Origin of the sequence: Ochrobactrum sp. AN78 (genome assembly GCF_029909885.1) — a bacterium.
In the GTDB taxonomy this organism is placed as follows: Bacteria; Pseudomonadota; Alphaproteobacteria; order Rhizobiales; family Rhizobiaceae; genus Brucella; species Brucella quorumnocens.
Genome location: NZ_JASAMU010000003.1, coordinates 482,220 through 494,458 on the forward strand (window position 1 = coordinate 482,220; position 12,239 = coordinate 494,458).

Below are 12,239 nucleotides of genomic sequence, written 5' to 3' on the forward strand. Positions count from 1 at the left end.
AGCCATGCCATGGCCGATTTGTTGAAACGCTTTGCCAGCTATTACCGACCGCATCGCGGTTTGTTTGTACTGGACTTTTCAAGTGCTGTGGCCGCGGGTCTTCTGGAACTTGCCTTTCCGATTGCAGTAACGCTCTTCATCGACAGGCTGCTGCCAACTGGCCAGCTCGGCCTTATTTCACTGGCAGCCATAGGTTTGCTGGGGATTTACGTGCTCAATGCGTTTCTTCAGGTTATCGTGACCTATTGGGGACACATGCTCGGCATCAATATCGAGACCGAGATGCGCCGTAAGGCTTTCGACCATTTGCAAAAGCTGTCCTTCGGCTTCTTCGATAATCAGAAAACCGGCCATTTGGTTGCCAGATTGACCAAGGATCTCGAGGAGATCGGCGAAGTCGCCCACCACGGACCGGAAGATCTGTTCATCGCTATCATGACGCTGATTGGTGCGTTCTGCCTGATGATGTGGGTTCACGTTCCATTGGCGTTAATCACAGCGGTTATCGTGCCTCTTTGTGCTTATGTCACGCTGCGCTACGGTGGCCGCATGACCACCACATGGCATGCGCTCTATCGTCGTGTCGGCGATTTTAACGCCCGTATCGAAGAAAATGTCGGTGGCATCCGCGTCGTGCAAGCCTTCACCAATGAAGACCATGAACGCAAACTCTTTGCGGAAAGCAACGAGAACTATCAGAAAACAAAGCTCGCCGCCTACAAGATCATGGCAGCCTCTATGTCGCTATCTTATCTCTCCATGCGCTTTGTGCAGGTCGTTGTTATGCTTGCCGGTGCCTGGTTTGTCTTGCGCGGCGAGCTGACTGCTGGCGGATTTGTCGGCTTCCTGTTGCTCGTCAATGTCTTCTTCCGCCCTATCGATAAGATCAATTCGGTTATCGAGACTTATCCGAAGGGTATTGCCGGTTTTCAACGCTATATTCAGTTTTTGGATACACGTCCTGATATCGCCGATCGTCCGAATGCGAAATCGGTTGCACGCCTCAAAGGTGATATCGAATACCGCGATGTAGGCTTCGGTTATAATTCAGAGCGACCGATTTTCGATGGCCTGAACATGGCTATCAGTGCGGGCGAAACAATCGCTTTTGTTGGTTCGTCCGGGGCAGGCAAGACGACGATTTGCTCGTTGTTACCGCGGTTTTACGAAGTCAGCGGTGGGGCAGTTCTGGTCGACGGCATCGACATTCGCGATATGACCTTGAAATCGCTGCGTTCCAATATCGGAATTGTTAGTCAGGATGTCTTTCTGTTCGCAGGAACAATACGCGAAAACATTGCCTATGGTCGCCTGGACGCAAGCGATCAGGACATTGCCGATGCCGCTCGTCGTGCGCGTCTTGATGCGGTCATTGCTGCAATGCCAGAAGGCTATGACACGGTTATCGGCGAACGTGGCGTCAAGCTATCTGGTGGACAGAAGCAACGTCTCGCGATCGCGCGCATTTTCCTGCGCAACCCACCGATCCTGATCCTCGATGAAGCAACTTCTGCACTTGATACGGAAACTGAACGCGCGATCCAGCAATCTTTGTCGGAGCTTTCCGTAGGTCGCACGACGCTGGTAATCGCGCACCGGCTTGCCACCATCGTCAACGCAGATCGAATTATGGTTGTCGAGGGTGGTCAGATTGTCGAGCAGGGCAGTCATGCTGAACTTCTGTCTGTAAAGAATGGACGCTACAAACGCCTTCATGCGGTACAGGCAGGTTCATCAGGTGACGGGATGTTTTCCGCCGCCGGATGATTGCTGAGTTTGTCCTGAATTGATCTTTTAGGAAAACTTATTATCTATTTGTAATATATGAAATAAAAGAAACGCCCTGAATATGGCAATTCAGGGCATTTTGCTTATCTAGTTTTAATCCGATTTCTATTTTACCACTTGGTATGAACCTTCAGAAGCGCCTTACGGCCTTCGCCATATCCGCAGACGAAGACACCCTGACATCCGGCAACATAATTCTTGTCGAACAGGTTCGTGACGTTGAGATCAATGCCCCAATTGTCCTTTTCATAGCCGACTTTCAAATCGGCGAGGGCAACAGCTGGCACTTTTAGCGTGTTCTCTTCGTCGGCATAAGAGGAACCGACATAGCGGACACCGCCACCCAGAGTTATACCTTCCAGCTTGCCTTCCGGCACCTTGTATTCAACAAAGACCGAAGCCTGTTGTTCAGGCAAAAGATATGGCCTCTTGCCAACGAGTGCTTCATTGCTCTGGTTCTCTTTGATCTTCAAATCATAAGCGGTCACTGAAGCTGTCAGTTTCCATGCATCGGTGATGTTTGCCTGAACTTCCAGCTCGAAACCGCGCGAATTGACCTTGCCAAGCTGTTCGCGAGCGAAGCTGCTGCCAGTCAGTGCGTTTTCTTTGGTCAGATCAAACAGCGATGCCGTAATAAGACCATCGAAGAGTTCGGGGCGATATTTCACGCCGACTTCATACTGCGTGCCTGTTTCTGGCTGGGCATAGCTGCCGTCATAAAGCGTTTCGATGATCGGATTGAAGAAAGTTGCAACGCTCAGATAAGGCGTGAGACCGTTGTCAAACTGATACCCCACACCGGCACGGCCAGAAAGGCGACCTGTATTATACTCATAGGCGGGCAGACCGGTCGCATCGGTCCAGACATAATCGTAGCGACCATTCGCCGTCACAATCCAGCCATCACCAAATTCGATACGATCTTGTGCATAGACGCCAAGCTGATGACGGCGCAAATCCTGATCGATGTAAGGATCCCACATCGGCCCCTGTGGCTCACCATAAACAGGATCATACGGATTGATCGGCGTCGCACCGCCTGTTTGCTGCATCTGATTGATGCGGAAGTAACGGTACTCAGCGCCGAACAGCAAATTATGAGTCAGAGCGCCGGTAGTCACGACACCTTCAAGCTGATTATCGGCCTGAAACGTATGTACAGTCGTGTCGTGTTTGAAGTTGATGCGCGAGACATTCGGATCGCCGGGAGCAGGTTGTGGGAGATAATTATAGCCATATGCATAAAGGCTATGTTCTTTGACATGCGCAAAGCCGTAGCGAACATTCTGGCGAATGGTCCAGTTATTGTCGAACTGGTGTTCGAATTCATAACCGATCTGGGCTTGCTCTCGCTTATAATCGTCCAGATCTGGTTCAGTCAGATTTGTCTTACGCGAAATCTTGCCGAACTCGGTAGGAACGACTGTACCATAATATGGGAGGAAACCGCCGCCATCATGTGTCAGGTCGAGATGCGTATAATTGGCCAGAATGGTCAGACGCGTTGTTTCATCCGGCTTATATTCAATGCTCGGTGAAATGATGCCGCGGAATTCCTTGGAATAGTCAGTGTAGTTGTCGCCACCCTGAATCTTGCCGTTGATGCGGTAATTGACGGTTTCGGTAGCTTTGTCGCCGATATCGAAGCCGAGATAACCGTTACCATAGCTGTTAATGCCAGCTTCCAGATAGCGGATGCGCTCACCGGTCGGACGTCTACTGATATAGTTGACGATACCACCTGGATTGGTGCCGCCATAAAGTGCTGAAGAAGCACCACGCAGAACATCGATGCGCTCTATATCGAAGCTATCGATAAGGAAGCCACCGAAACCATAGCTGAAGTTTTGAAGGCCATTCAGGTAGGTGCCGTACTGCGTCGCTTCAAAACCGCGAATGTAAATCCAGTTCGTATCGTTATCGACGCCGAAAGGCTGGCTAAGTACGCCCGGCGTGTAACGCAAAGCTTCATCAAGCTTCTGTGCGCCAATAGCGTCCATTTGATCGCGCCCAACGACAGAAACAGACTGTGGGATTTTTTCGATCGCCACACTGCTTTTCGAGCCTGTGGTCGTTGCAGCCGGAACAAAGCCTTCTACCGGTGCAATGCCATCCGATGGTTTGCCACTGCCAGTTTGTACGACAACTGTATCAAGACGGATCGATGTGTCAGCATCCTGTGCGTAAGTCGACGCGCCTGTGAGTGGAAGCAGGGCGAGAGCCGTTCCGCTTGCCAACAGCATCATCATTTTTTGCTTCATCGATATTGTCATACGGCTATGGCCCCTCATGTAAATTGATAAGTGCCTGCGTAACGCGAGAGTTTCCTCTCCGGGTATATTCTCAGGCACAATCATTGCGAACTCTGAGCAAGTTGCAAGTTAATATGAGTATTTACATCAGGATATATCGCGAAGATTGATAGATATTCTGCTAAATTGAACGATATTTCGCTAATATGACGAAACAGCCACAGGATCGTTTTATGATTGCAAACGTAACCATGCGGCTGGCGTGATACCGGTCAACTTCTTGAATACGCGTGTAAAATGGGCCTGATCAGAAAAGCCGGTGACAGCCGCTATATGAGGCAGAGAAGCACGAGGCTGCAGGAGAAATAACTGCGCATGTTCAATGCGCCGCTTCATCTGCCATGCATGAGGTGAAACGCCGGTTGATGCTTTGAATGCGCTGCAGAAATAGGATTCTGACAGCTCTGCCAGTGAAGCCAGCTCCTGAAGGCGGATAATGCGATAATAATTATCCTCGATGAAATCAGTGACACGTCGCAGCTGCCACGGAGAAAGCTTGCTCGTGCGTGCTGCCTGTTCGGGGCGCGCTTCAAACAGCTCGCTGACAAGCGCATTGATCAGTCCTTCGCCATATAGCCCATGCAATGGCGCGTCAGACAGGCATTCTTCAGCAAGCAGAGTGCCGATCTGTTCTATCTTTGTGTCGGAGAAGAGCAGGCGCGGGCGCTCCATGGCATTAACGTCAAGCGCATTGCCAAAGCGCTGTTGGAGCACGCAGGTGTCGAGATGCAGATCAAGATGTTTCAGCTTTCCCGGTCTGGTGACGCGACTCCAGATCGTCATACCAGCGGGTATATAACAAAGTTTTGGTTGCTCTGCGGTTTGTGCAATGGCACGGGAGCTTTGCTCAGGCCTGATAGCCAGTTCACCACGGCTTTCAAGCACCAGAAAAAGTCGTGGGGCTTGCGAAACATATTCTCCACGCGCATCCGGACCGCATTCGACTGACCACACATCCGCGATGGCGCCGTTCCAGACGCGATAATGAAGATCATCCAGCAAACAGACGTCTTCGATGCGGCTTTTCATATGCGGATGGAAGCCCAATAGGATTTTTCCCGATGAAACAATTTTAACATGTATATATTCGTCATGTTTTGCTATCAACCGGCCAAACATAGTTTTAACGCACGGCTGCTATCCGAAAACGGGATAAATTAATGACTTCCGCATTGTTCGAACTTGAGAATGTCAGCTTCGCAGTTCCCGGGCGCACGTTGTTGCAGCCGTTGACCATGTCGATCCCAGCGGCAAGCCTGACAGCACTCATCGGACATAATGGATCGGGAAAGTCGACGCTTCTGAAAATTCTGGCCCGTCAGCATCCCGCGTCGGGAGGAACAGTGCGTTTTGCCGGCAAGCCATTGAACGATTGGGGGGATCGCGAGTTTGCGCGCAAGCTCGCTTATCTACCGCAACAAACAGCGGGAGCATCGGGCATGTTGGTTAAAGAGCTGGTGGCACTTGGTCGTTATCCATGGCACGGCGCTCTTGGTCGCTTTAGCGCTATTGACCGTCAAAAGGTCGATGAAGCCATCGAATTGACGGGTATTACGCGTTTCGTGGATCGCATGGTCGATACGCTTTCGGGTGGCGAACGTCAGCGGGTTTGGCTGGCAATGTTGGTCGCACAGGATGCAGAATGCCTGCTGCTGGACGAACCGACATCGGCGCTCGATATTGCTCACCAGATTGAAGTTCTCTCGCTTGTGCAGAAACTCTCGCATGAAAAGAACCTGAGTGTATTCGTCGTACTGCACGATGTGAATATGGCTTCGCGTTTCTGCGATGCTGTATTCGCACTACACAGCGGTCGTCTCATCGCGCAATCGACACCGACCGGCATTATGGTTCCGGAACAGCTTAAAGAGATTTACGGCATTCAAATGGACGTTATGCAACATGCATCAACAGGCCACCTGATCGCGGCACCTCGATAAAAGGAAGTGTTAGCCGTCGGATTTGTAATCCGCTCGATTTATGCCGTGGCGTTGCATCTTGTCGTAAAAGGTCTTACGCGGGATGCCGAGGGCTTCGAGCGTTTGCTGCACATCGCCATTGTTTGTTGCAAGCGTCTCGCGGATGAGTGTCGCTTCATAAAATTCAAGCCGCTTTGGTAGCGTTGCTTGTTCATCCAGAACCAGCGCAGACTTGGCAGGAGCGGACACGCCCAACGAAAATCTCTCCGCGAAATGCACAAGTTCACGGACATTGCCAGGCCAGTTATGCTCCATGAGATGTCGGTGCGTGGAGGCATCCAGTACGGGAATATCTCGATTAAAGCGCCGCGCAGCACGCGCAAGAAAATGCGAGAAAAGAAGGGGAATATCCTCGCGGCGTTCGCGCAAGGGCGGAATGGTCAGTGTGACAACATTCAACCGATAATAGAGGTCTTCGCGAAAATCACCCCGTTGGTCGGGGCTGCCGAGATCAATCTTGGCCGCTGCGACAACGCGAAGATCAACTGGCCGGATTTCATTGGTTCCAAGTGGGGTAATCTCGCGCATTTCCAGCACGCGCAACAGTTTTACCTGTGTTGCGGCTGGCATACTTTCGATCTCATCAAGAAACAGAGTACCGCCGCTCGCGTGCTCAATACGACCAACACGTTTTTTCTGAGCGCCGGTGAAAGCTCCCGCCTCATGGCCGAACAATTCGCTTTCGATCACAGTTTCAGGCAATGCTCCGCAGTTGAGTGCAACGAAATTGCCTTTTCGTCTTCGGCCCCAATCGTGAAGCAATTGAGCTACAACTTCCTTGCCGCTGCCGGTTTCGCCTGCAATCAGCACATCGACATCCGTGTCGGCAATGTCGCGTATCGTGCGGCGAAGATTTTCAATTGCAGGCGTTTGGCCTATGAGCGGCATATCATTCTGCGCTTCATCGGCCATCTGACGCAGACTGCGGTTTTCCAGAACAAGCTTGCGCCGCTCTCCGGCTCTCAGAACGCTGTGAACCAACCTATCCGTCGCGAAAGGCTTGGCAATAAAGTCATAAGCGCCATCCTGAATGGCCTTAACTGCCATAGGAATATCACCGTGACCTGTGATCAGAATAACTGGTAAATCGGGATCAATTTCACGAATGCGGGCAAATAGCTCAAGCCCGTCTATCTGTGGCATTCGCACATCTGTAACGATCACCCCTTCGAATGAACCGCTGATAGCGGCCAATGCTTCGCTGGCACTAGCAAAATCCAACACTTCATAACCCGCGAGTTCCAATGTCTGTCTGGTTGCACGGCGTAGTGATTTGTCGTCATCGACGAGTATGACTGGAATGTTCATCATGCTTTCTTAAATTCCACGCGGAATAGAGTGCCATACGCGCTGCTTTTCACTGAAATCTTGCCGCCGTAATCGGTCAGAATTTCCTTGACGATCACCAGACCAAGCCCAAGCCCCCGTTCCTTAGAGGTGTTGAACGGCGTAAAAAGGTTATCCAGAATTTGCTGCGGAATACCGGGGCCATTATCAGAAACTGTGAGCACAACGCTTTTTGACAGAGCTTTTGTTCTAACCTCTATGTGACCTTCATTGCCTTTATTTTCAACAGCTTCCAGAGCGTTTTGAAACAAGTTTATAAGCACTTGTTCAAGCCGAATTGAATGTCCGGCTACGCAGAGGTCAGGCGCAGGCAGTTCGATATTGAGCTGATCCATGCTTCCCGCAAACCGGCTGCGAAGCAGCACCAATGCGCCGGAAATTACTTGTGCAAGCGGCACAGGCTCGGAGGCACGATGACCTTTACGAGCGAACGCGCGCAAATCGCCTGTAATGGTTCCGATGCGTTCCGTAAGCGATGCAATCTCAGCTAGATTATCAGCCGCTTCATCCAGGCGCTTTCGATCAAGGAAGGTGCGGGCATTGTCTGCATAAGCGCGGATTGTCGCGACGGGCTGATTAATTTCATGTGCGACACCCGCTGCTACTTGCCCCATAATGGCCAGTCGGTTTGCATGAACGAGGTCTTGTTGAACACCTTGCAGCATGGTCTCCGTTTTGTGGTGGTCGCCGATTTCCGCTTCGAGACGGTCACGCGCTGTGATGAGATCACGAGTCCGCTCCGCTACTCGCTGCTCCAGCTCAATCTGTCTGCGTTGCGCATCGGCAATTCGTGCAACAACACGTTGGCGACGACGCAACAGGATACCTGCAACAGTGGCGATGCTCGCAAGTAGAATGAAGGCAATCAGGCGCGCTTCACGCATAGCCGCTTCAACCGGCTGCCTGATGGGAGCAAGGCTATACATCAACCATGGTGTGCTCGGCACATGGGAGCGAATGGCCAGAAAGTCCGTGCTGCGTGCCGAGCCGGGCAGAATGGCATCGACCAGCACCATATCATCGCCAGCCACAGGCTTTAGCGATAGTGGTAATGGCTTCAAAGGCGCATTGCCAAACTGGAGGCTATTACGGATGGTTTCGACATTCTGAGGCTGTAATTCACCAATGGTCATGAACCGCCAAGACGGCATGGTCGTGATCAGCACGATATTTCTATTGTCTGTCACAAAAGTCGGGCGACCGGTTTCGTTCCAATCGCTTTCCAGCTGATCGAACGATAGTTTCACCACAACGACGCCAAGCGGTCCGTTTGGCCCGTCTACCCGACGCGAAATGTAAAGTCCTGGACGAAGGCTAACGTTACCGAGCGCAAAATATTCGGCATTGGTATTTTTCAGAGCATCATTGAAATAGGGACGAAACTTATAGTCGTTGCCGACAAAGCTGTCAGGCTCGCGCCAGTTGCTGGCCGATATCGCATAGCCGTGTAGGCCGACAAGATAGATCACAGCAGCTTGCGTGCCTTCAGCGAGCGCCTCCAGTTTACGGTTTAACTGGTCCACAACCACCGCACTTGGCATTGCAAGCGCATCCGCCAGTTCTTTGTCTTTGGATAGAACCAATGGAAGTGCACGCTGTTTCTCCAGAACAGTGCGGAGGAGGGCTGTGTTTAGATTAGCATCTATTCGCGTCTGTTCGCCCAATGAGAGCAAAGCACGATCGCGCGCCGCATTGCCAACAAACCAGAAAGCCATTGCGAAAATGGCAGCGCAAATCACACCAAATATCCACCATGTCCGGCGATTGCTGGCGGGTGACGGGCTTGTTTCGATCGTTGAGACAGGCGCTTCTTTCATAAAGCTTATTGTGCATTATTCCGCACTTCATGAAAAGATATATGTGCGATAAATCGCACAAATGAAACGCAATATTCGGCGAACAAAGAAATTACCGTTATATTTCAATATATTAATCACCTAATGAAAACTGGCATAGTCCTTGCAAATCATGATGTGAGCGGCGGCGAGGGCTGCTGAACAAGAGGACGAAAGGCTCGGGAGGCTGGACGGGATCCAGATAGAGCCAAACGGAGGACATCATGATTGCCGTACCGAATGGCGCTGTGGCTGAACCACGCCGCCCAATCCCGTTTTATAAGCAACTTTATGTGCAGGTTCTGTTCGCGATTGCTGCAGGTATTTTGCTTGGACATTTCTATCCTGAGCTTGGCACCTCTTTGAAGCCTTTGGGCGATGCCTTTATCAAGCTCGTGAAGATGATCATCGCTCCGGTGATCTTCCTGACGGTAGCAACCGGCATTGCCGGTATGACCGACATGAAGAAAGTCGGGCGCGTGGCCGGTAAGGCCATGATCTACTTCCTGACGTTTTCCACACTGGCACTGATCATTGGTCTCATCGTTGCCAATGTTGTGCAGCCGGGCGCAGGCATGCATATTGATCCGGCCTCGCTTGATCCAAGCGCTGTCGCAAATTATGCCGAAAAAGCGCATGAACAGACGATCAGCGGCTTCCTGTCCAACATCATACCAACCACAATCGTTGGCGCATTCGCTTCTGGAGACATTCTTCAGGTTCTGTTTTTCTCGGTCCTGTTCGGTGTCTCTCTTGCCATGGTTGGCGATAAAGGCAAGCCAGTTACAGACTTCCTGCAGATGCTGACTGCACCCGTTTTCAAGTTGGTTTCGATCCTGATGAAAGCTGCGCCAATTGGTGCCTTCGGCGCAATGGCATTCACAATCGGCAAGTATGGCATCGGGTCTATTGCCAATCTGGCAATGCTCATCGCTACATTCTACATCACGGCATTGTTGTTCGTACTCGTGGTGTTGGGTGCTGTTGCTCGCTATAACGGGTTCTCGATCATTGCGCTCATTCGCTACATCAAGGAAGAGCTCCTGCTGGTTCTTGGTACATCTTCTTCGGAAGCCGCGTTGCCGAGCCTCATGGACAAAATGGAAAAGGCAGGTTGCAAGCGCTCCGTCGTTGGCCTCGTTATTCCAACTGGCTACTCGTTCAACCTTGATGGCACGAATATCTACATGACGCTTGCAGCACTGTTCATCGCGCAGGCGACAGATATTCCACTCTCGTTAACCGACCAGATTCTGCTGCTTCTTGTGGCTATGTTGAGTTCTAAGGGGGCAGCGGGCATCACCGGTGCTGGCTTCATCACCCTTGCTGCAACACTATCGGTTGTTCCAGCAGTTCCGGTTGCCGGTATGGCGCTGATCCTGGGCATCGACCGCTTTATGTCGGAATGCCGTGCACTGACCAATCTTGTCGGCAATGCAGTTGCAACCATCGTGGTTGCGCGTTGGGAAAACGAACTGGATGTCGAGCGTCTTAATGCCGCGATGAATGGCAAACCGATAGTCATAGAACCGGAGCCAGTGGGCGAACTGGTTTTGCAACCTGCAGAGTAATATCTCAGGCAACAGAAACGGCCCGCTTTTGGCGGGCCGTTTTGTTTCATTTATTGTCTTCTGCGGCTTTGCCTTGCGTAATCAGGCGTGCACTGTGCTGGCCAGATATGAAGGTCCAGAGCCAACTCCATGCAACTGCGGCTCGGCTTCGCGTACCAATCAGGAAGAAGATATGGGCAATACCCCATACCCACCAAGCAATTGCACCGGTTAGTTTGATGCGTCCCATATCGACCACAGCCGCACCACGACCGATGGTCGCAAGATTTCCTTGGTGGCGATAGCGAAATGGCGCTGGAATTGCCTTTCCCGACGTGCGGCTGCGAATGACCTTTGCAACATAGGCTCCCTGTTGCTTGGCCGCCGGAGCAATACCCGGGACAGGTTTTCCGTCCGGGCCTTCAACCCACGCCGTATCGCCAATCACGAAGATGTTTTCATGACCAGCTACGGTCAGGTCGGGTAGAACGCGAACGCGGCCGGCGCGGTCGCTTTCAGCGCCCAACCATGCTGCTGCAGGTGATGCAGCAACACCAGCAGCCCAAATGGCTGTTTTGCAAGGGATGAACTCTTCACCAACGGTCACTCCGTCTTCGGTGATTTCCTTGACGGGCACGCCGAGACGGACTTCAACACCAATCTTCTGCAAGGCGTTTTGCGCGTAAGTCGAAAGATCTTCGGGGAACGCCGCCAGAATACGTGGTCCCGCCTCAACAAGCAGAATGCGTGCTTGCCGCGTATCGATATTGCGAAATTCCGGCCACATGGTCTGCTTGGCGAGTTCTGCAATAATGCCCGCCAATTCAACGCCGGTCGGTCCCCCACCAACCACCGAGAATGTTAGCAATGCCTTTTGCTTTGCAGGATCGGTCTCGCGCTCCGCACGCTCAAATGCGAGAAGCAAACGGCGGCGAATGGTCGTGGCGTCCTCCAGCGCTTTCAAACCCGGAGCAACCTTTTCCCAACGATCATTGCCAAAATAAGCGTGGCGCGCGCCCGTTGCGAGCACGAGTGTGTCGTAAGCAATTTGCTCGCCGTTTTCGAGTTGCACTTTTTGTGCCGCAGTATCCACGCCGACAACTGCGCCGAGCAAGGTTGTGACATCTTTGCGATCCCGAAAAAGGTGGCGGATTGGCCAGGCAATTTCAGACGTGGCGAGGATTGTTGTCGCAACCTGATAAAGCAGCGGCTGGAAAAGATGATGATTGCGTTGATCGACAAGCGTAATGCGAACATTCGCGCCTTTCAGATCATGGATAAATTGCAGGCCACCAAAGCCTGCACCAACGACGAGGATATGGGGGGTATCCGGTCCGCTCATTGAGATTTTACACCTGCATTTTGGCGTGAAGCCTGTTCACGCTTGTCAAAAGATAGTCGCGCTTTGTAAACTAACGCTATCAGGTG

8 protein-coding genes are annotated in these 12,239 nt (G+C 51.8%); 3 read left to right on the forward strand and 5 right to left on the reverse strand.

Going from position 1 to position 12,239, the window contains the following annotated elements; translation table 11 throughout:
* The first annotated feature begins 9 nt into the window (after positions 1-9).
* Positions 10-1,767: an ABC transporter ATP-binding protein gene (locus tag QBD00_RS09030; protein ID WP_191793240.1), complete on the forward strand. Its 1,758-nt coding sequence runs from the start codon at positions 10-12 to the stop codon at positions 1,765-1,767.
* A gap of 131 nt (positions 1,768-1,898) precedes the next feature.
* On the opposite strand, the gene QBD00_RS09035 is transcribed toward QBD00_RS09030, so the two are convergent.
* Together QBD00_RS09035 and QBD00_RS09040 are read right to left on the reverse strand one after the other, a co-directional pair.
* Positions 1,899-4,061, reverse strand: a complete 2,163-nt coding sequence (locus tag QBD00_RS09035; protein WP_318579248.1) for a TonB-dependent siderophore receptor — start codon at positions 4,059-4,061, stop codon at positions 1,899-1,901.
* 210 nt (positions 4,062-4,271) lie between these two features.
* Positions 4,272-5,129, reverse strand: a complete 858-nt coding sequence (locus tag QBD00_RS09040) for an AraC family transcriptional regulator (protein WP_318579249.1) — start codon at positions 5,127-5,129, stop codon at positions 4,272-4,274.
* 131 nt (positions 5,130-5,260) lie between these two features.
* On the opposite strand from QBD00_RS09040, the gene QBD00_RS09045 reads away from it, so the two are divergent.
* Positions 5,261-6,040: an ATP-binding cassette domain-containing protein gene (locus QBD00_RS09045; protein ID WP_318579250.1), complete on the forward strand. Its 780-nt coding sequence runs from the start codon at positions 5,261-5,263 to the stop codon at positions 6,038-6,040.
* Between the two features lie 9 nt (positions 6,041-6,049).
* Here the strand turns inward: QBD00_RS09045 and QBD00_RS09050 are convergent, their stop codons facing one another.
* Positions 6,050-7,390: a sigma-54-dependent transcriptional regulator gene (locus QBD00_RS09050; protein WP_412535004.1), complete on the reverse strand. Its 1,341-nt coding sequence runs from the start codon at positions 7,388-7,390 to the stop codon at positions 6,050-6,052.
* Positions 7,387-9,243: a sensor histidine kinase gene (locus QBD00_RS09055; RefSeq protein WP_318579252.1), complete on the reverse strand. Its 1,857-nt coding sequence runs from the start codon at positions 9,241-9,243 to the stop codon at positions 7,387-7,389. Before QBD00_RS09055 ends, QBD00_RS09050 begins: the two co-directional genes overlap by 4 nt.
* Positions 9,244-9,485: 242 nt before the next feature.
* On the opposite strand from QBD00_RS09055, the gene QBD00_RS09060 reads away from it, so the two are divergent.
* Positions 9,486-10,832: a dicarboxylate/amino acid:cation symporter gene (locus QBD00_RS09060; protein WP_095444392.1), complete on the forward strand. Its 1,347-nt coding sequence runs from the start codon at positions 9,486-9,488 to the stop codon at positions 10,830-10,832.
* 46 nt (positions 10,833-10,878) lie between these two features.
* On the opposite strand, the gene QBD00_RS09065 is transcribed toward QBD00_RS09060, so the two are convergent.
* Positions 10,879-12,153 carry an NAD(P)/FAD-dependent oxidoreductase gene (locus QBD00_RS09065; RefSeq protein ID WP_151092266.1) on the reverse strand — a complete coding sequence of 425 codons (1,275 nt, stop codon included), beginning with the start codon at positions 12,151-12,153 and terminating at the stop codon, positions 10,879-10,881.
* Positions 12,154-12,239: the final 86 nt, after the last annotated feature.